This is a genomic window from Paenibacillus sp. RC334 (genome assembly GCF_030034735.1).
GTDB lineage: Bacteria > Bacillota > Bacilli > Paenibacillales > Paenibacillaceae > Paenibacillus > Paenibacillus terrae_A.
The window spans coordinates 3,918,202-3,939,723 of the sequence record NZ_CP125370.1 but is presented as its reverse complement, the minus strand read 5'-3'; the positions used below and the strand labels follow the sequence as shown (position 1 = coordinate 3,939,723).

Annotated in this window: 18 protein-coding genes; 16 read left to right on the top strand and 2 right to left on the bottom strand. The window is 46.0% G+C overall.

Annotation, left to right across the window (positions count from 1 at the left end; all coding sequences use genetic code 11):
* The first annotated feature begins 18 nt into the window (after positions 1-18).
* From QMK20_RS18120 to QMK20_RS18045, 16 genes are all read left to right on the top strand, one after another.
* Positions 19-1,035, top strand: coding sequence for a hypothetical protein (locus QMK20_RS18120; protein WP_283652711.1), 1,017 nt, complete (start codon positions 19-21; stop codon positions 1,033-1,035).
* Entirely contained in the window at positions 1,022-1,840 is an 819-nt protein-coding gene (locus tag QMK20_RS18115) for an ABC transporter ATP-binding protein (RefSeq protein WP_283652710.1), read from the top strand. The genes QMK20_RS18120 and QMK20_RS18115 overlap by 14 nt, the downstream gene beginning before the upstream one ends.
* 31 nt (positions 1,841-1,871) lie before the next feature.
* Positions 1,872-2,657, top strand: a complete 786-nt coding sequence (locus tag QMK20_RS18110) for an ABC transporter ATP-binding protein (RefSeq protein ID WP_283652709.1) — start codon at positions 1,872-1,874, stop codon at positions 2,655-2,657.
* A gap of 22 nt (positions 2,658-2,679) precedes the next feature.
* Positions 2,680-3,222: a carboxymuconolactone decarboxylase family protein gene (locus QMK20_RS18105; RefSeq protein ID WP_283652708.1), complete on the top strand. Its 543-nt coding sequence runs from the start codon at positions 2,680-2,682 to the stop codon at positions 3,220-3,222.
* 332 nt (positions 3,223-3,554) lie between these two features.
* Positions 3,555-4,565 (top strand): ABC transporter permease, encoded by a 1,011-nt coding sequence (locus tag QMK20_RS18100; RefSeq protein ID WP_283652707.1) that lies wholly within the window; start codon positions 3,555-3,557, stop codon positions 4,563-4,565.
* Positions 4,566-4,600: 35 nt separating this feature from the next.
* A complete protein-coding gene (locus tag QMK20_RS18095) occupies positions 4,601-5,509 on the top strand; it encodes an ABC transporter permease (protein WP_283652706.1) in 909 nt (302 codons plus the stop codon).
* Positions 5,510-5,544: 35 nt separating this feature from the next.
* Positions 5,545-7,137, top strand: coding sequence for an ABC transporter substrate-binding protein (locus QMK20_RS18090; protein WP_283652705.1), 1,593 nt, complete (start codon positions 5,545-5,547; stop codon positions 7,135-7,137).
* 136 nt (positions 7,138-7,273) lie between these two features.
* Positions 7,274-8,545, top strand: coding sequence for a M20 family metallopeptidase (locus QMK20_RS18085; protein WP_283652704.1), 1,272 nt, complete (start codon positions 7,274-7,276; stop codon positions 8,543-8,545).
* A 14-nt stretch (positions 8,546-8,559) separates the two neighbouring features.
* The gene (locus tag QMK20_RS18080; RefSeq protein WP_283652703.1) at positions 8,560-9,495 is read left to right on the top strand and encodes a DUF1177 domain-containing protein; all 936 of its coding nucleotides are present in this window, start codon (positions 8,560-8,562) and stop codon (positions 9,493-9,495) included.
* Between the two features lie 60 nt (positions 9,496-9,555).
* Positions 9,556-10,545, top strand: coding sequence for an ABC transporter ATP-binding protein (locus QMK20_RS18075; protein WP_283652702.1), 990 nt, complete (start codon positions 9,556-9,558; stop codon positions 10,543-10,545).
* Positions 10,529-11,530, top strand: coding sequence for an ABC transporter ATP-binding protein (locus QMK20_RS18070; protein ID WP_283652701.1), 1,002 nt, complete (start codon positions 10,529-10,531; stop codon positions 11,528-11,530). The genes QMK20_RS18075 and QMK20_RS18070 overlap by 17 nt, the downstream gene beginning before the upstream one ends.
* 261 nt (positions 11,531-11,791) lie before the next feature.
* A complete protein-coding gene (locus QMK20_RS18065) occupies positions 11,792-14,569 on the top strand; it encodes an alpha-L-rhamnosidase (protein ID WP_283652700.1) in 2,778 nt (925 codons plus the stop codon).
* A 28-nt stretch (positions 14,570-14,597) separates the two neighbouring features.
* On the top strand, positions 14,598-15,794 hold the full coding sequence (locus QMK20_RS18060; RefSeq protein ID WP_283652699.1) for an MFS transporter: 1,197 nt from the start codon (positions 14,598-14,600) through the stop codon (positions 15,792-15,794).
* 86 nt (positions 15,795-15,880) lie between these two features.
* Positions 15,881-16,879 (top strand): AraC family transcriptional regulator, encoded by a 999-nt coding sequence (locus tag QMK20_RS18055; RefSeq protein WP_134913309.1) that lies wholly within the window; start codon positions 15,881-15,883, stop codon positions 16,877-16,879.
* Between the two features lie 168 nt (positions 16,880-17,047).
* Complete coding sequence (locus tag QMK20_RS18050) at positions 17,048-18,055, top strand: phosphotransferase (RefSeq protein ID WP_283652698.1); 1,008 nt, start codon at positions 17,048-17,050, stop codon at positions 18,053-18,055.
* 367 nt (positions 18,056-18,422) lie between these two features.
* Positions 18,423-18,962, top strand: a complete 540-nt coding sequence (locus QMK20_RS18045; RefSeq protein WP_283656304.1) for an SMI1/KNR4 family protein — start codon at positions 18,423-18,425, stop codon at positions 18,960-18,962.
* Between the two features lie 88 nt (positions 18,963-19,050).
* Here the strand turns inward: QMK20_RS18045 and QMK20_RS18040 are convergent, their stop codons facing one another.
* Together QMK20_RS18040 and QMK20_RS18035 are read right to left on the bottom strand one after the other, a co-directional pair.
* A complete protein-coding gene (locus QMK20_RS18040; protein WP_283652697.1) occupies positions 19,051-20,928 on the bottom strand; it encodes an ABC transporter substrate-binding protein in 1,878 nt (625 codons plus the stop codon).
* A gap of 66 nt (positions 20,929-20,994) precedes the next feature.
* A complete protein-coding gene (locus tag QMK20_RS18035; protein WP_283652696.1) occupies positions 20,995-21,471 on the bottom strand; it encodes a GyrI-like domain-containing protein in 477 nt (158 codons plus the stop codon).
* Between the last annotated feature and the right edge of the window lie 51 nt (positions 21,472-21,522).

Here is a 21,522-nt window from a genome sequence, read left to right as displayed (position 1 = left end):
TGGAGGGAGGGATTGGATATGGTTATCATTTCCCGCGAACAGATTGTACAAAGCGGTATTACCGATGCAAGGGCGGCACAGCACATCATTGAGCGCACCTTTATACAAAAGGCTGCTGGCAATGCGGCGGGTGCGCAGGAAATTGCCATGATTCCGGACAGTCTCGAAGCAGGAGCCTTTTATTCTTTGCCGGCTTATTTAAAAGAGGAAGGTGTGGCAGGCATCAAATGGACCTCGCATGTTCCTAAAGCTTCTGGCAACCAGCCTTACACGCATCCGCTTATTATATTGAATGATTTGCAGACAGGCGTACCTGAAGCTTTGCTGGAAGGCGAGCTGGTCAGCGGATTAAGGACGGCAGCGGTGTCGGCGACAGCCATCAAATACTTGGCCGACCCCATGGCAACGTCTCTGCTTATCTGCGGTTCGGGGTTTCAGGCGAAGCATCAGTTGAAGGGTGTACTACCCTTTTTGCCTCATTTGAAAGAAGTACACATATGGAGCCGGAATGCTGCACATGCGGATCAAATGAACCGGGATGTGGCGGATTTGCTCCAAGACCTGAATATAACCGGCCGTGTGCATAAGGAACTGCCCGGCTGTTTGGATTTTGCCCAGATTATCATTGGCGCCACTTCTGCGGCCACCCCTTATTTGCATTCCCACCATTTTGTTAATGGACATTTATATTTGCACATTGGGATGCGGGATATTGATTCCCCGGCGGTTGCACAATTCGATGGAATTATCTGTGATGACTTTCGCGGAGGGGTCATGACGAGCAGTCAGTCGCTTTTCCGGTTGGCCAGAGAGGACGATGGGCTGGAGCGTAAAGTAACGCTGCTGGAAGATATTTTGTTGAAAAAGGCGGCGCTCAGGCAAAATGCCGGACAAAAGCTAATGTTCAACGGATTTGGCTTGTCCATATTCGATCTGGCTCTGGCTCAGGCCGCATTGAAGCAGTTGCAAGCGCAGGAGCATTCTGCCTTGCCGACATTCCCTTTGTTCAAGGAGATACACCATGGCGGGAAATAAAATCGTTGAAGTAAAACATTTACAAATTGATTTTGAAAAAAATCAACAAGTGACCTCCGTTTTTTCCAGCTTGTCCTTTGACATCTATGAGGGAGAAATTGTTTGTCTGGTAGGCGAGTCCGGCAGCGGTAAAAGTGTAACGGCCAAAGCAATTATGCAGTTGCTGCCGATTCCCACCGTGACATATTCAGGCGGTCAAATCCTGTTTAACGGACAAGATTTGTTGAAGCTGAGCGAGAAGGAAATGGTTAAAATCCGCGGGAAGCAGATGGCGATGGTGTTTCAGGACGCGCTGAGCGCACTGAATCCTGTTTATACCATCGGAACGCAGATGGTTGATGTCATCCGTTTACACGCATCCACTAAAATGGGCAAAAAAGCTGCGCTGGAGCAGGCCAAAGAGCTGCTGCGGCAGGTGGAAATCCGTAACGTGGATGAAGTGGTAAATCAGTATCCGTTTCAACTGTCCGGCGGGATGAGACAGCGGGTTATGATTGCGATGGCCCTGTCCTCCAAGCCGCAGTTATTGCTGGCGGACGAGCCGACAACGGCTTTGGACGTGACCGTTCAGGCTCATATTTTGAAGCTGATCCGCAGGCTGAAGGAGCAGTATGCCATGACCATATTGTTCATTACGCATGATTTGGGCGTTGTCTATGAGATGGCGGACAGGGTCATCGTAATGAAGCAGGGAGAATTGGTGGAGGAAGGAACCAAGACAGACATTTTCTCTGATCCCAAGCATCCCTATACCAAACAACTGTTGAACAGTATGCCGCGAATTTATTTTAAAGACGTGTTGTAAAGACTGTTACAGAAGGAAGGGGAGTGGAGTCATGAGTCGGCCGATTTTAGAGGTGGCGCATTTGAATAAAAGCTACAGAACGAAAAGCAATACCGATTTTGCTGCGGTAAAGGATGTTTCATTTTCCTTGATGAAAGGGGAAACACTGGGCATTGTTGGGGAGTCGGGCAGTGGGAAAACGACTGTAGCCAAAATGATTGCAGGCATGATTCCTGTGACATCAGGCGATATCTCTCTGGATGGCGAGCGTCTAAGCGGAACGAGGACCCGTTCCAAGGCTACGAAACGGAATATTCAGTATATTTTTCAGGACCCGGTTTCTTCCCTAAATCCGAGATTGCAAATTAAGGATATTTTGGCTGAGCCGTTAAAATTATATTTTAGTCTCACGAAGCAGGAGATAAACACCCGTATTGATGGTCTGTTGAATGATGTCGGATTACCAAATGCGTACAGGGAGCGTTATCCCAAGGAATTGTCCGGGGGACAGTGCCAGCGTGTCGGTATTGCCCGTGCGCTGGCGGCTGAGCCAACGATTATAGTCTGTGATGAGCCGACCTCTGCCCTGGATATGACAATTCAATCTCAAATTTTGGAGCTGTTAAAAGACTTGCAGCAGAAATGGGGCATTTCTTATCTGTTCATCGCGCACGGGCTTGAGGTTATTTATAGCATTTCCAATCGGGTCATGGTGATGAAGCAGGGGGAGGTCGTGGAGTTTGGGGCGACAGACGAGATTTTCAACCGTCCCGAGCATGCTTATACACAGTCTTTGATCAACGCTATTCCGCAAATACAAATTCCGTATTTTAATTAATATTTTGAAGGAGGAGTTACCTATGAGCATTGTACCTTTACTGCAGGTGGAGGATATGTCCCCGGAAGCCAAAGACTTTTATGAGGAAAGATCCAAGAACGGAAGAATCACCAATATGGTGAAAACTTTGCTGTATTCGATGCCGTCCTTTCGTGCGATGGAATTTTACCCGGTTCGAAACGAATTGCAAAAAATTATCGGAAGCCGGGCCATTTACTTTTACTGCTATGCCATTTCCACGGAAAATGACTGCCTGGTTTGTTCCACCTATCATGCCAAGCTGCTTAGAGATTTGAATCTTACTTTTGAACAATTTGAATTTACAGAGATTGAAAAAATATTGATCGACTATGGCAGAGGTTTGGTTAATAATCCGAACCATATCGAAGACCGGATTTATGAAGATTTGAAGCGTCATTTTTCCAATGAGGAAATTGTACTGATTACAACAGTCGGATGCAAAATGATCGCTTCCAATATTTTTAACGAAGCGATGAAAGTGGACCTAGATGAGTATTTATTTGAAGTTGAATTTGACAAAAATATTCTCCCGGCCAAATCGTAACCAAATAAATGAATATTTCAAAAAGATCCTTTGTCCTGTTGGATAAAGGATCTTTTTGCATCATACATACATACATACATTAATCTGATAACACAGTATCGCTACACTGTGGTGACGTCAGTTATGTGACATTATTTTTTTGCTGAATTCAAATATTAAAGTTACATATGATGTAACTTTAGTGCTTAAACGACAAAATTCGTCATTATTTTTAGTTATTCAGGACGTGGTTCCTTCTCCTGTTCCTTAGTACAATTAATCAAAATAACAAGTGATGATAAAAAAGATGACAAAAAAGAAAACAAGGGAATAAGAACAAGGGGGGGCAGGCTGTGGCCGTTTACACACTACGCAGATTAATACAGATGATTCCGGCACTGCTTGGTATTATCGTCATTACATTCATTATCTCGAGAGTGCTTCCGGGTGATCCTGCCGTGATGCTTGCGGGGGAACAGGCTACACCTGAGACAATTGAAAATATTCGCAGTAGCATGGGACTGGATCAACCGAAGTACATTCAATTTTTTCATTATGTAGTTGGATTGTTTCAAGGTGATCTGGGTCAGGCTTATCACACCGGGCAATCAGTGGCGAGTGATTTTGCTACCCGGTTTCCGGCAACCATCGAGCTGGCGCTGGCAAGCTTGGTTATTGCGATCCTGGTGGCAATCCCGATTGGGATTTTGGCCGCAACCCGAAAAGAATCCATTGTTGACCACATTTCACGTGTGTTTTCTTTGATCGGTGCATGTATGCCGATCTTCTGGATTGGACTGTTGTTCATTTATATTTTTTATGCCAAATGGGGCATTGCTCCTGCGCCAATGGGCCGAATCAGCGGTGACATCAATCCACCAACAAACATTACGGGACTTTATGTAATCGATAGTTTGATGACTGGTGATTTTGTAGCTTTAAAAAGCAGTTTATCCCATTTAGTCCTGCCAGCAATCTGCCTCAGCACAGGTACGATGGCGATTGTGGCACGGATGATGCGTTCCAGCATGTTGGAAGTCATCGGGCAGGATTTTGTCCGAACGGCCAGAGCCAAAGGTCTGCGTGAGGGAGTAGTCATTTACAAGCACGCTCTGATTAACGCTTTTATTCCGACACTTACCGTACTTGGCTTGCAGGTCGGCTATCTGATTGGTGGGGCGGTTATAACGGAAACCATTTTTACCTGGCCGGGAGTCGGCAGTTATGTGACGGATTCCATTTTGGCCGCTGATTACGCGCCCATTCAAGCTTTTACCTTAGTGAGTGCGTTGATTTACAGCTTTATCAACCTTGGAGTCGACCTGGTTTACGGATTAATTGATCCGCGTATCCGGTACGAATAATGACACGAAGCAAAAAAGTAAGGGGAGGTACTCGGATGAGCACTGCAAGTGATTTGGTAGCAAAAGCGGCTGTACCTCAGCCCAATGCAGCCGCTATACCGAAAAGAAAGACCTTTTGGCGATTGTTGTTTAGCAACAAGCTCGCTTTAATCGGATTCATCTTTATTGTGGGATGGACGCTGATCGCGATCCTCTCATCATGGATCGTACCACATGATCCTTACGTAACCGACCCGGCTAACAAGCTGTTGCCGCCAAGTGCAGAACACTGGTTTGGGACCGATAATTACGGACGTGACATTCTCAGCCGTGTTATTTATGGAGCGAGAATCAGCATATGGACCGGGATGATCGCCGTGTCGATCTCATTTATCATCGGCGTACCGCTTGGAGCCATCGCTGGCTTCTACGGCGGTCGAATGGGCAGCATTATTATGCGCTGCATGGATATTCTGCTTGCTTTCCCATCGCTGGTACTGGCTATGGCGATCGCTGCGGCCATGGGACCAGGACTGATGAGCGCACTTATCGCCGTGGGGATTGTAGGCATACCCGAATTCGCCAGACTGATTCACGGACAAACCATTTCTCTGCGGGAAAAGGAGTTTGTTGAGGCCAGCCGGGCCATTGGTGTAACGAACGGAACGATCCTGTTTCGCCACATTCTACCCAATGCGCTTGCTCCACTGCTTGTGAATGCAACGCTGGGGATGGGCTTTGCCATCCTGACCTCTGCCAGTCTCAGCTTCCTCGGTCTTGGCGTCAAACCCCCGATTGCCGAGTGGGGCGCGATGATTTCAGAAGGGCGGGCATATATCATTTCCGGTGAGTGGTGGATTGTGACCTTCCCGGGTCTTGGAATTGCGACAGCTATTTTGGGTTTCAATTTGCTTGGAGACGGTTTGCGGGATGTGCTTGATCCCAGACTGCGCTCTAGCAAATAAAAATAAATAGATCACCAAAGGGGAGAACGTAAGCTATGTTGAAAAAAGGTCTTTCTCTAATTGTCGTCTTGTCTACGTTGCTTTGGACGGCAGGCTGCGCAAGCAATGCCAACAGCCCGTCCGCTTCATCCGGCGAGAAGGGTGCAGAAGCTTCAGCCCCGCCAAAGGCGATTACGCTTGCCTACTCGGAGGGAGGGTCGACCATGGACCCTGCTGAAGCAAGTGATCTTACATCGGACACCCTTGTGCTTGCGCTCTATGATCAGCTTGTGACCTACGGCAAAAAATCTACGGACAGTGGTGAAGTCGCAGACACGGAAGCAATCAAGCCCATGCTGGCTGAGAAATGGGATGTTTCCGCTGATAACATGACCTATACAATGCATCTGCGTAAAGACGTTAAATTCCAAAGCGGCAACCCGCTGACCGCCAGTTCTGTGCTGTATTCCTTGGAGCGGCTTAAAAATTCCGATTCCGGTAGCTTCCTTTATGGTATGAGCTCTATCAAAACCGCTACAGCGCCGGATGAGCACACCGTTGTCATTACATTGTCCCAGCCTAATCATATGTTCCTGCAAATTCTGTCTTTGTATAACTTTTCTATCGTGGATGACGTGCTTGTCAAAGAGAAGGGCGATGGCGAGTATTTGAAAACACATGCGGCAGGCTCCGGTCCGTTCAAGCTTGAAAAATGGGACCCTGCGACAGAAGCCGTCTTTAATGCCAATGCCAGCTACTGGCAAGGTGCGCCAAATCTGAGTAAAGTAACGATGAAGTTTACCAAGGAAGCCTCCAACCGTGTACTCCTGCTGGATAAAGGCGATGTCGATATGGCGATTGAAATTCCTGCAAAGGACGTTGCGAAGCTTGAAACCAACGCTGATCTGAAGGTTCAATCCAACGCAAGTAACCGGATTCTGTATTTCGCCATGAACAACAAAGTAAAACCTTTTAATGATCCAAAAGTACGTCAAGCGATCTCTTATGCCATTCCTTACGACCAATTAATCGACGATGTCATGTATGGTCAAGCGAAGCAAATGAAGAGTTCCGTAGCGAGCAACACACCGGGCTACACCGATGCGGGCTACAGCTATAAGCATGATCTGAACAAAGCGAAACAGCTGCTTACCGAAGCGGGTTACCCTAATGGGTTTAATTTCGACCTGACACTGGGTTCGGGCTTCCAGGACTGGGCGGATGACGCCGTGTTGATTCAAGCTGAACTTGCCAAAATCGGCGTGAAAATGAACGTTGTCAACGTTGCCCGTGCACAGTTCCTTGAACAACAACGAGAAGGCAACCTGACAGCATACATCTCCAAATGGACCTCCTTCGTCAATGACCCGGGTTACCATCTTGGATTCCTGATGTACAGCAGTGGTTCCTCGAACTATATCCATTACGCTAATCCAGAAGTGGATAAGCTGTGGGAGCAAGCAGGCAAAGAGCAAGATGAAAATAAACGAAAAGAACTGTATGGCAAAGCACAAGAACTTATCAATCAAGATTCGCCTTGGGCGTACCTGTATGAATACAATCGGGTTGTTGGCATGGGCAAAGACGTCACTGGATATGTTTACTACCCGGATGAAGTGATCCGATTCTACTCATTGAATAAAGAGTAAGTTGCTCATCTTACCCTGATGCCTTCGGTTTCTTACAGCCGAAGGCTATCATTTTACACCTGAAGTATGAAGCTGATCTGTATGGAAAGTAAGGGTTCAGTTAGCGATATGGAAAACGTGAAAGGGTTGAATGGAAATGACAGATTGGAAAACGTTAGTTCTTGATGAAATAGAAAAACGGCAGGATGAACTGCTTGAGCTTTGCTCGCGGTTAATTCAGTTTCCCTCGGAAAATCCTCCAGGTGATTCACGTGAAATCAGCCAGTTTATTATGGACTACCTTAAAGAAGCGGGGATTGAAACAACTGTACATGAATCCGGGCCAAATATGTGGAATCTTATTTCCGACTATGGAACTGAATCCGTAGATGGAAAAAAACTGATCTTCTGCGGACATACGGATGTTGTTCCGGCCGGGGATCGCACTCGCTGGGATTTTGACCCGTTTTGTGGCGAAATCCGTGACGGATATTTGCTGGGCCGCGGCGCTTCGGACATGAAGGCGGGCTTGGGTGGATTGATTTTTACAGTGGCGCTGTTATCCAAACTCGGTGTACCACTTGAGGGCGCATTGTCGCTGCTGGTTGTTCCAGACGAAGAAACCGGGGGCCATCTTGGGGTACCTTGGGTGCTGGAAAGAAAACTGATTGAAGGAACGGCTGCTGTAATTGCAGAGCCTTCGGGCCCGCAAAATCCGACGATCGGTCAAAAAGGAAGCTGCTGGTTTGAGTTTACCGTTGAAGGTACGCCGGGTCACGGCAGTCTGCAACCGATCGCAGGTGAAAGTGCTATTTTGAAAGCAGCCAGAGGAATTGAAGCCCTGCAACAACTGTGGGATATCAAACCGGACATTCCGGAAGAAGTCAAAGAGATCATTGAAATTTCCAAGCGTTATGTAAGCGAACGGGAAAACCCGGCTTATGGGCAAGCCTTTGACCATGTAACAGTGAACATCGGTACGATCCAGGGGGGCACCAAAGTCAATGTGGTTGCCGACCGTTGTACGGTACAAGTGGATTCCCGCGTTCCTTTTGGTGTAGACCACCGGGATGTACTGGCTAGAGCGAAAGAATTACTTGCTAGTGTAGACATTCACGTTGAACCCAAGCAGTTCGGGTTTTTCGGTAATGCCAACTGGACCCCACCAACCGAACCAATTGTGCATGATCTTGTGGATGCCATCGCTGAGGTTAGCGGTAAAGAAGCCTATGGCGTGTTGCAGTGGGCAACCAGTGATGCACGTGCATTCCGCAAATATAATATTCCGGTATTGCAATATGGACCTGCCGACCTGGGAACCATCCACAACTTCAACGAAAGAGCTCCGGTATGGCAGATCATTCAATCCGCGAAAGTATACGCCTTGACGGCGCTTAAATATCTGAAAACTACAAAAACAGAAGCTTAAGGGGAGCTGGACGTATGATGAAACAAGTTTACGAGGTATATGATCTTTTGGATAGCCCGTCCGCCAGCGGGACGGAAGTAAAAGCTTATTTGGAACAACTGGGTCAAGCGGACATCAGCGTCACAACTGTTCAGGGTGAAAAAGGCTCTACAGATTTTATCAAAGTGGTTATTGCTGGGAAAAACGGCCGTATTCGCGGTGGCAATTGCCCAACTCTGGGTGTAATTGGTCGTCTTGGCGGACTTGGAGCACGTCCGGAAATGATCGGATTTGTATCTGATGGCGATGGCGCGGCAGCAGCGATTTCAACAGCAGCCAAGCTTTTGACTATGCAGTCCAAAGGTGATGTGCTGGACGGCGACGTGATTATCTGTACGCACATTTGTCCGGATGCACCTACCCAGCCGCATGATCCGGTTCCATTTATGGATTCGCCAGTAGATATTTTGACTATGAACCAGTATGAAGTGACTCCCGAGATGGAAGCCATTCTGTCGATTGATACCACAAAAGGGAATCGTGTCATCAACCATAAAGGTATTGCTATTTCCCCTACTGTACGCGAGGGCTATGTGTTGCGGATCAGCGAAGACCTTGTCGATATTGTGCAGACCGTAACCGGCGAACCGTGTGTTACTTTTGCCGTGACCACACAGGATATCACACCTTATGGCAACGATCTGTATCATATCAACAGCATTTTGCAGCCAGCAGTAGCAACATCGGCTCCGGTTGTGGGTGTAGCGATTACCGCAGCCGCCCCCGTACCAGGCAGTGCAACGGGTGCAAGCCACGAAGGCGATATTGCGCTGGCAGCCAAAGTGGCTGTCGAAGCAGCCAAGGCCTATGGACGCGGACAATGCTCTTTTCATTCGGAAAAAGAATTTCAACATATCACCAAGCTGTACGGAGACATGAAGCATTTGCAAACGATGGGCAAGTCCGAATAGGCTCGTTCCTTTTAGATAAAAACGTGAAGATACATTGTGGACAAGGAGGGGGAAGAGGACATGGCACAATTGCTTGAAGTAACCAATCTCCGCACAGAGTTCAAGACTGCGGCGGGTACCATCCGGGCAGTGGACGGCGTCGATCTGTCGGTTGGCAAAGGGGAAACACTCGGGATTGTTGGGGAATCCGGGTGTGGCAAAAGCATCACTTCCCTTTCCATTATGCAGCTTCTCCCCAAAGGGCTTGGGAAAGTAGCTGCTGGTGAAGTGCGGTTTAACGGCGAAAACATACTGGATTACTCAGAACGGAAAATGCGTTCAATTCGAGGCAATGAGATGGCTATGATTTTCCAGGAGCCTATGACTTCGCTGAATCCCGTGTTCAAAATCGGTAAACAAATTGCCGAATCTGCCAGATACCATCACGGTGTAAGTAAACATAAAGCCAAGGACATGGCAGTGGAAATGCTGATTAAAGTTGGCATCCCACGCCCAGAGAAAGTAGCCGTTTCTTATCCGCATGAGCTCTCGGGAGGGATGCGCCAGCGGGTTATGATTGCAATGGCAATGGTCTGCAATCCGAAGCTGCTGATCGCGGATGAGCCGACCACGGCACTCGACGTGACCATTCAGGCGCAAATCCTTGATTTGATGCGTGACCTGCAAAAGTCCGAAGGAACTTCCATTCTGATGATTACCCATGACCTTGGCGTTGTAGCCGAAATGTGTGATCGGGTAGTTATTATGTACGCCGGGCAGGTGGTGGAAGAGACGGATGTCAAAACGCTTTTTAAAGATCCCAAGCATCCGTATACACAAAGTCTGTTAGCATCATTGCCGCAATTGAATAGTGATCAGGAGCGTCTGGCTTCTATTCCGGGCCAGGTTCCCAACCCGCTCGATATGCCAAAAGGCTGCCGTTTTGCACCACGCTGTCAGTTTGCCAAAGAAATTTGCCTTGCAGAGGCCCCGGAGCTTGTGGAAGTGGAAGCTGGGCACAAAAGCCGCTGCTTGCTACAGCAGGAGGGATATCATGAGTACACTGCTTGAAATACGTAACCTGAAAAAACACTATCCGATCAAAAAGGGACTTTTTTCCAAAGAAGTGGGAGCAGTCAAAGCGGTGGATGGTATAACGCTGTCGGTACAGCAGGGCGAAACTCTGGCCATTGTGGGGGAATCTGGCTGTGGCAAATCTACAACAGGTCGGGCAATCCTCAGACTGATCGAGCCGACGGATGGAGAAGTTCTGTTTAACGGTACGGATATACGGAAGCTAAATAACGAGCAACTGCGCAAATTCAGAACGGATATGCAGATGGTGTTTCAGGACCCCTTTGCTTCACTTGATCCAAGATGGACGGTGCAGCAGGTGCTGGAAGAACCGCTCATCACCCATGAAAAGTTGAGCAAAGCACAGCTCAAGGAGCGTGTAGAAAACCTGCTCGAAGTGGTCGGATTGTCCCCTTATCACGCTCATCGTTACCCGCATGAGTTTTCGGGCGGTCAACGTCAGCGGATCGGGATTGCAAGGGCACTGGCGCTCAATCCCAAATTTATCGTTTGTGACGAGCCGGTCTCAGCGCTCGATGTGTCCATTCAGGCGCAGGTGCTCAACCTGATGAAGGACTTGCAAAAACAGTACGACCTGACGTATATGTTTATTTCCCATGATCTGTCGGTCGTCAAATTTATTAGCGATCGCGTTGGTGTGATGTACCTGGGCAAGCTGGTCGAACTCGCACCGACCAAAGAAATGTTCAAGGAGCCGCTGCATCCTTATACGAAGGCGTTGATGTCTGCGGTACCTGTAGCCGATCCGGAAGCGGAACGGGACCGGATTGTACTCAAAGGCGATGTGCCGAGCCCGGAAAATCCGCCCAGCGGCTGCGCGTTTCACAACCGCTGCCCGGCAGCCATGGACATTTGCAGCAAAGTACAGCCAATCTTTGCCGAAGCTGCACCAGGTCGGCAGGTCGCCTGCCACTTGTACCCGACCTCCACGCCGGAACAAGCGATAGCCGGACAGGCATAAGCTAGCTAAAAAAAATACTTTATAGTAAAATTCAAGCCTGAATTCGCCCCAAACGGATTCAGGCTTTTTTAATGAGCGCTGCTTTGAAAACATACATATTTATCTAATAGATCCATTTTAAGATTCAATATAAGGGGTGGAATTTCAACACCTGTAAATCAAGCATATAACATGCATGGATACAACATTGACGCATAATCGATGGAAGCGCTTTAATTTAAGTATAGAAATACAAAAGAAGAACTCAGGGAGGACATAAGAATGCTAAAATTGAAAGCGCTTAGATGCGAGCATTTAAATAATCCGATTGGACTTGGTTGTAAAAAGCCGCGACTCAGTTGGCAGATTGAATCTGACAAAATGTATGTTTCACAAAAACGGTTCCAATTGCAAGTATCCGTTAATCCCACTTTTGAATCGCTGATCTGGAATCATTTTGCCTATTCGGATCAATCCATTCTGTTTCCATATGAAGGCCCTCCACTGGAATCAGGACAAAGATATTATTATCGGGTAAAAGTGTGGGCTCAAGGAGCGGGTGACACAGAACCAGAAGAATCGAAATGGAGTGAGTCCGGCTTTTGGGAGATGGGGTTGCTCCATGAGCAGGACTGGAAAGCACAATGGATCACGGTGAAGGAGCGGAGCATAAATGAAGAGTTTCAGACAAGAGCTCCTTTTGCCACTTCCAAGTGTTTTTCAGTTGAGGGGAAAGTGAAAAAAGCAGTCATTTATGCTACAAGCCTGGGTCTATATGAACTGGAGTTAAACGGGCAAAAAGTGGGCGATGCCTACTTTACCCCAGGATGGACGGATTATAACGATCGTGTCCAGGTGCAAGCGTATGACGTGACTTCTGCCATTCAAGAACAAAATAACCGAATCACAGCAACGGTGGGAGAAGGCTGGTATAGCGGTTATCTGGGCTGGCAGAAGCGCAAGGACACCTACGGGGACACGAATGCATTGCTACTTCAAATGGAGATTAGTTATGAAGATGGCCGTTCTGAACTCATTTGCTCTGATTCTTCTTGGGAGGCAACGAACTGTGCCATTTTAATGTCGGATATTTATAACGGCGAAATCTATGATGCCAGACTTGAGCAGCGGGCACCCGAACATAGCTCTTTAACCGAACGGAAAATGATGCAGATCGTCCCGTTCCCATTAAGTCATCTGGTTGCTCAGGAGAATGAGCCTGTCCGTGTGATGAACCGATTGAAGCCTGTTGAGCTCATTCGAACCCCCAAAGGTGAGCTTGTGCTTAACTTGGGCCAAAATATGGTAGGCTGGCTGGAATTTAAAGTTGAAGCCCCTGAAGGTACGGTTTTGAAGCTGGTTCATGGTGAAGTGCTGGATCAGCAAGGGAACTTTTACAGAGATAACATTCGTGATGCAGCACAGCAGATTACGTACATTTGCAGTGGGAAGGGGAAGGAGATATTTCGGCCACATTTCACTTTTCAAGGCTTTCAATATGTGAAGCTTGAGGGCTTTCCGGATGGCGTTACAATTGAAGATTTTACGGGCGTTGTTCTGCATTCAGATATGGAGAATATCGGGGTGTTTGAGACATCCGATCCGAAGCTCAATCAATTACAGCACAATATTATGTGGGGACAAAAGGGGAATTTCCTGGATGTTCCAACCGATTGCCCGCAGCGCGATGAGCGATTAGGCTGGACCGGTGATGCACAGATTTTTGCCAGAACGGCCAGCTTCAATATGAATGCGGTTTCCTTTTTCCGAAAGTGGCTGAAGGATTTGGCTTATAACCAGCTGGAGAATGGGGCAGTGCCTTTTGTAGTGCCGGATGTCCTCAAAGGAACCTTTGCGGATAATATGGACAAAACGACAGCAGCATGGGGAGACGCGGCGGTTATATGTCCGTGGACCATGTATCAATGCTATGGGGATAAGCAAATTTTAGCTCAGCAGTATGACAGTATGAAAGCATGGGTGGATTACATCCGTGCCCAGGGGAACGAAGAATGTCTTTGGGATACCGGTTTGCAGCTGGGAGACTGGCTGGCGCTGGATAGCGAGGAAGGAAGCTATTTTGGGGCGACCGACGGAACACTGGTCGCAACTGCTTACTTTGCGTATTCGACTCATATTTTGGCGCAGACGGCCAGACTGCTTAATCGTTATACCGATTACAACACATATAAAAGCTTACATGAGGGGATTAAAACCGCTTTTGCGAACCGCTACTTCGATGACGCTGGCCAACTGACCTCCAATACCCAGACTGCACAGATTGTTGCTCTGCACTTTGGATTGGTGCCGGACAAGTATAAAACGCAAGTGATCCAGGAGCTTGTACGGCTCATAGAAAAAAATGATATGCATCTGGATACCGGCTTTGTGGGCACACCCTATCTATGTCTGGTTTTGTCCGACAATGGCTATACGGATGTAGCTTATAAGATTTTATTTCAAAATGATTATCCTTCATGGCTCTATCAGGTTGAACGGGGGGCAACGACCATGTGGGAGCATTGGGACAGCATCAAAGTGGACGGCTCGTTCTGGAGTACGGATATGAACTCGTTCAATCACTATTCATACGGTTCAGTTGGAGACTTTATGTACCAAAATATTGCCGGAATCGATGTGCTTGAAGCGGGTTATAAAAAATCACGATTAGCTCCTAAACCGCCTGCTAATCTTACTTCGGCCCACGGGGAACTGGAAACGCCATATGGTGCGCTGGAAGTCCATTGGGAAATCGTGAATGAAGAAATGCAGATGACGGTTCGCGTTCCGCATAATACGACGGCTGAGATTACACTTCCGGGAGTTATGGAGCCGGATGCATTACAGCAGACCATTGCCATGCAATATCCGTCGATTCAGAATCCGCCTGTTTATATACCACAGGAGCTGGCTGGGAGAATGGGGATTACGGGGGAGCAGGCGATTTTCCAAAGGAGCGAAGATCGTGAAATTACGTTTACGGTCGGTTCAGGGCAGTATGTCTTCCAGTACAGATACTGCCAGACTACCCAAGTTCCTGCCCATGCAACCAGAGGCTAAATAACATAGACTAGAGGTGAGTAACTTGATGAATATAAAAAACAAAGTATGGTTTAAAACGGCGTTGCTGTCCATTTCCTTAGTCCTGACATCAGCGAGTGCCATTTCGGCTATCATACCGATGATGCTGAATCAATTATCAGGGGTTTCTAGTTCCTTGATTGAAAGCGTAGTTACTATTCCATCCTTCACGATGATGCTGTTTGTGCTGTTGAGTGGTCCGATCTCTTCCCGATTGGGCAAAAAAAATACAGTCATGCTAGGACTTTTGCTCGTGGTCATCGGCGGAATCCTACCTATGTTCACAACTAACATTACATGGATTCTCGCGTTGCGTCTGGTATTAGGTGCAGGTCTCGGGATGTTCAATTCGCTGGCCGTCAGCTTAATTAGTGATTTTTTTGAAGGGGACGAACGTGCCCAATTAGTAGGCTTTCAAAGCGCCGTTCAAGGGCTAGGAAGTAGCTTAGCTACTTTTGTGGCAGGACAGCTTGCCTTAATCGACTGGCAGTTTGCCTTTTTATGCTATGCTATCACCATTCCTATTGCGTCGTTATTCTTTCTTATTATTCCCGAACCAGAGCGTGTGGAGCCTACAGTGGAGCGTTCAACAGGAACGGGCCACAAAAGCGGCGGAGTATCCATACCTGTACTTGGATTAGGAGCTGCACTTTTCCTGTTTATGACCTTTATCATGATTGTGTATACCAAAACAGGTATTATGATTGCTGAAAAGAATATGCCTAATCCTGGTTTTTTAGGAACGGCGTTAACGCTGTTCTCCCTGGCAACTATGATTGCAGGCTTCTTGTTTGGTAAAATTTATAAATGGTTTAGAAATTACGCTCCCTTTATCTCCAGTCTATTAACAGCAACAGGTTTTGTACTGCTGTGGTTTGCTCAGAATGTTACCATGGTTACCGTTGCCATGCTTATCATTGGCTTTAGTTTTGCGCTGTTTATTCCTTATATTTTTACCATACTAACTAAAATCGTGCCTAAAGGCAGTGAGACGATTTCCATTTCAATTGCGATGGTAGGCTCCAATTTGGGAGCGTTTGCTTCGCCTTATGTTATCAAGTTAGTTGGCATGTTGTTTGGAAATGAAACCGCCTCATTTTCCTTCCTCGTTTCTGCGATTGTGTTTACGATTGCTGCACTCATCTGTCTGGGAATCGCTATTAGAGGAAAGGGCAGTAAGGTTCGGGCGGCAGTTCACAGTTAATGGGAGGCATCTGGTATAGGTAGTTTTTTCAACGGGCGGAGAACCGCCCGTTTTTCCATCATATAATGAAGGAGGAGCCAGTGTTTATGAATCTTCATGAGTTGGACCAGTTGCTGAGAATCAAAACGGAAATTGAACTTTTACAACAACAAAACAACCAGGTTATTAATGATCTTTCCGAAGAAGCGGAGGACGAACGATACTATGATATAAATCAAAACATGTATCGTATGCCCGCTTTGTTTTTCTTCGGAGAACATGATATTTATATTAGCAAGCACAATAGATTTGCTCCGATGCTGGAGCACATGCATGAATTTATTGAATTAAACTATGTCTATTCAGGTAAGTGCAATCAAATCATAGCAGGCAAAGAAATTCAGCTTTGTGAAGGCCAAGTGTGTGTCCTGGATAAGGATGTGCCCCACAGCATCGCTCCTTTGGGAGAAGACGATATCCTTATTAATATCTTGCTGCAAAGAGAAACGATTTCTTCCCTGTTCTTACAACGGTTATCTAAGAAAAAAAGTCTGATTGGTGAATTTCTCGCCAACTCTGTCCTCCAGCATCAGCACCATAATCACTTTATTATTTTTGAGTCGCAACATAATGAAAACCTTCAATATATATTGCGCAGAATCTTAATCGAATATTTTTCCAGTCAAGAGGATTCGATGGAATTGGTCAAGGCTTATTTGCAGATTGTTTTTGGAGAATTGGTTCGTGTATTGGAAAGCGAGCATAATATTCACTTAAACCAGCAGGAAAATAATATTACATCTATTCTGAATTACATGGAAGAGCATTATCAGCATTTAAGCTTGCAGCAATTATCTAATCATTTCAGTTACAATAGTACGTATTTAAGTAATAAGTTAAAAAAAGTAACTGGTCTTACTTATACTCAGCTTATTGCCAACATTAAACTCAATGCAGCTTATTCTCTGGTTGTGAATACCAACCTGCCGTTCGAAATGATATTTAAGCAAGTTGGATATAACAGCATGAGTTTTTTCTATAAAAAATTTAAAATGGCTTATGGTGCTACCCCGCAAAATATCCGAAACAAGCAGTTGAGGAAATGAAGGATATCAAAGGAGCATGTAAACGCTATGACCATTACATGATGTAATAGACGTCCAATTTTAATTGGGCGTCTATATGTTATAATATCTGCAAATTCATAAGCACAAGGCTAATGAAATGATAGGTTGCTGGATACCTTTATTTCCGGCAAGAGGGAGGATACATCCTTGGAAGCGATACTAAGACGGCACTGGCCGGAGTGGAACGGAACGTTGCAGAAACGAACCGGGGGTTGGAATAATACGACGTATTTTGTTAAGGGTGGTATGCGAAGCGGGGTGCTGCGCGTCTACGATACACACAGAGATAGGGACAAAATTGAATTTGAGCATGCGGTTTTGCAGCCGCTGAGTATGCATTCTCTATCATTCAGGGTGCCGATACCAATTCGAACAGTGACGGGAGAGACACTCGCTCAGCTTGAGAAGGAAAGCGGCAAATATGTCTGTCTGTTCGATTACATAGAAGGCAAATCACCACTGGAGCAGGATTCAAGCTTTGCCTATTCCTTTGGCGAGGCTACGGGTGAATTATCTGCTGTACTTGCGACTTTCAATCTTGATATGGCTCCAGTTTACCGACCGTATTACGCCTTGCAGCAATCCTACCCATTGTGTAACCAGGAGATCGTTCGAGAGATTTGCCTGCATCCGCCTGAGCCTCTAAAAACTTTGCATGACGAGCTGCGATGGATAGGAAAAGTATATGAAGAGATTACAGATTCGCTTCATGCATTGGAAGAGTTGCCGCATCAGCTTGTACATGGGGACTTGAACGCTTCCAATTTGTTAGTAAAGGATACCGATCATAGCCAAGTGACTGCATTGCTTGATTTTGAGTTTTGTACGTTAGACGTTCGGGTCATGGAACCAGCGGTCATCTTATCAGGATTTTTGGGACAACCGGAGGAGACACAAGCAGTTCGGGATTTTTGCCAGGGCTTCAGCCGCCGAGTTCATCTGTCCCAAACCGAGATTGATGCTTTACCTGTATTGATGCAGCTCAGGAAGGTAGATGTATTTCTTCATTTCTTGAGTCGCTTTCTGGAAGGAACTGACCAGCCACATGTGTTACAAGAGCAGATCAAGCAGATCGCTGCCGACTTGCTGGAACTGTCTACCAGAAGTAGCTGGATTCAGGAGGAGTTGATTCTTGCGGGAATGGCGTATGAATGAAGTTTATCACAAGATGAGGAGGAGATTGGCAGACACATCGTTCATATGGGGAAAAGGTACCACCTGAGTGGACGTATCCAAAGCATGAGATCACAGCAATTGTAAAAGGATACGACGAGCTGAATCAGTGGGTGATTTTGGATCAAACACAGGTCTTAAAGACTCAGCATGTGGATTGAAGGTTGAGATTAGGACAATGAGAGGGGAATGAACATGCATACTTTAACGGTTGATGAACTGTGTTCGCAAGCTTCAACCCGGCAAGGGACGAGGAGTAGAAGGGGTCAATAGCTGAAGTCTGGAGAACAAGTATAATATCCGTTATAATTTAGGTTAAGAGACACTGATTCATCGGAGGTTGGCTATCATCTGGAATATTCATTTTGAACATCAATTTGTAAAATGTCCAAGTGTGACGAATGAACAACTATCCCGTTTTCTGAACACATGGAACATAAAGCTTTCGGAGCAAGAGATTTATGAAATAAAAGAAAGACAAGTGAACCCTTTTTCGAAGTCTTCTCCATATTACGATCAATATAAACCTCTGAATCCTGTTAGCTGGCATCTGCCTCAAGGACAATTTCCGGACAGCTATATCCATTTTTTGAAATACTCTAACGGCGGGGAGTTTCAAAATGGAGAACGTTATTTCCAGTTTTTCGATACCGAAGATTTGAGAGAAATGAATCTAGCTTATGAGCTGCCGGAGTATATGCCGAATGCTGTGTCGTTTGGGATGGATGGGAGAGGAAATCATTATTTATTTGATATGAGAGAAGAAAAAAGAAACAACGAATATCCTGTTCTTTTTTCTCATTCTGGTAGTTTGGGGTATGACGATTGCAGACATGCTGCAAATTCTTTCATTGAGCTATGTACAGAAACATGGGAACTTTATGAATAGCAAATAGCGAGATGCCGATTTTTTTGGGCTTCTCGCTATTTTTAATCATTTTACCCCTGAAAAACGTCAATGAAGGTGCCGTATGTCCCTATGGCTGAATTTGAGATATTTGTTCAATCAACGAATCGACCGCCTCATCCACCAGGTAGGGGCCATTGTTCCATTTATCACGGGAAACATTAATAATGTGATTATTTTTCACAGCGGGAATCGTTTGGTACACAGGCTCGCTGAATAGCTGCATGGTTTGCTCCAACTCTTGATCTGTCATTTGAGTAAAGAAATAGTCAGCCGGACGATGGACCAGAGCTTCCATGGAAAGAGCAGTTCCGCCATCGGCATATGGTTTGAATTGCTCAGGCATTTGGAAACCGAAATCTTGGTAGATCAATTTTCCGAGCGTACCGCCCTCGCCTCCAAGCAGTACCTCTCCCTTGTGAATAATGAAAGAGATTGCGGTAGTATCTGCTTTAATGGGGATGTGAGTTTGTTCCCGAATGCCCTGCAATTTTTTCTCGAACTTAGCAATCCAGGATTCTGCTTCTGTTTTCCGGTTCATAATGTCGCCAAACGTCCGTAGTGTATTCACCACGTCTGGATCACCACCCCATGCTACTGCAATGGTTGGGGCGATTTTTTGGTACTGCTCAAAGGTTGCTTTGTCGTGAAAATCCGACAGTATAATCACATCCGGCTCCAATGCGGAAATGGCCTCGACATTACCTGTTCCTTTGCCTATGCTAGCGACATCAGCCATCTTGTCAGGATAAAGGTCGAGTATCTCCTGATTGACACCTACCGGTTTTAAGCCTAATGGAAGCAAATAACCGCCGTATGTAATAACAACAGCCCTTTTGGGTTGAACAGGAATTTCCGTTTGCCGTCCAAGTGCATCGGTATACGATCTTGTTTCAATTGGCTTCGCAACGTCACTCGTGCCACTGCAAGCTGCCAGCAGCAATGTTAAGCTGAACAAAAGGGTAACAGCAAAAGCAGGCTTAAAACTAACATTCATATCGTCCACTCTCCAAGCGTTATGTTGATAATGATTATCATTGTTACCAATATAACGTTGTCCTGATCCGGGAGCAATGAATGATTTGAGTGTAAAATTTGTATTCGTTGAACTTCTTATAACAAGGCTATGCATTTTAAATTGTGTTGGGGTTTCGCCGGTTTGCTTTTTGAAAAGTCTACTAAAGTAATAAAAATTGGTATAACCAACGTTTTCGGCAACTTCCCGAATGGAAGCATCTGTTTCAGCTAACAAGGATTTGGCCCTGTTGATGCGGGTTTGAACGACATACTCGATAGGGCTGCATCCATATTTGCGCTTAAACACCTTTACGAGGTAGTGGGTACTGTAATGAAATTGTTTAGCCATCGTCTCCATAGCGATTGGTTTTTGAAAACGCTCTTGAATATATTGGGCTATTTGTGTAGCCAGATCCGGCTCGGATATTTTGATCTCCTTCATCTGTAGTTGACGAAAGTGTTCATGCACGAATTGATAGAACAATCCATTCACTTGCAGTTTGTCCAGTTCATTTCTATTAGACCACTGGTGATTCATTTGTTCGACAAGCGATATCAGGGGGAGCGGATAGAGGGCCTGAAACGCATAGTTTTGTCTAAATAGAGCCATCCGATCTTCTCGTTCGAACGGACTTTGACCCGCTTGTTCTTGAACGGGTTTGTATAAAATGAGGTAGTATTCAAACGGCTGGTTTAAGCACCAGATATTCAGATGTGCTCCTTTTCCGCCGTGGAGAACCTGAAACTTGGCTAATGAGGTTTCAATTCTATCAAGCATTAATCTGGCTTCTCCTTGATTGGCGAATAGAAATCCGCTTGAAGGCAGGGAATAGGAACTCAATCTCTCTCCAGGCTTCATCGTAAAATGACGAATGTCCAGTACCTTAACCGGCGTTTGGTTCCATAATCTGATCGTTTCCAGCCACTCCATAAAAACACCTCGAAATAATATAAATTAACACATGCGTAGCAGTACATTCTGCTCTTGTTACATCGACTAAGCTTCCCAAGGCATATAAATATCTATCGTGCTGTCCTTTTGTTCCAGAGAATGAATATCAGTCCAATACTCGAAATCAAAAGAGCGAGAAGCGCTGATCCCCCTATCACGGATTGAGTCATAGGTTCCATCTATTTGGGATTCAGGTCCCTTATGAGTGACCTTCACATACTTCCCAGCCAGTATCGTATGACGAACTAATCCCTCGGGAATATGTGCAAAATCGCTAACCTCTACCGCAACAATACTTACGAACGGAACATCGGGCGTCCATTCACCGTCCGGGTAAACTTGGACTAAGTAAATCCCGTCATCATCTAATCGATTTGCAATTTCATGACGCTTGTCAAAGAGTTCTTCGCGTAATCTTACGACAATTCCGGTTTCCAGATCTTGATTTAACGACGCGGTTACAGAGTATCCAACGAGCTTCGTCTCATTACGTTCCAGCATAAGCACTTCTTCCATTGTCATTAATCACACAACCCCCTATTCATAACATTCATAATATAACTAGGTAGCCAG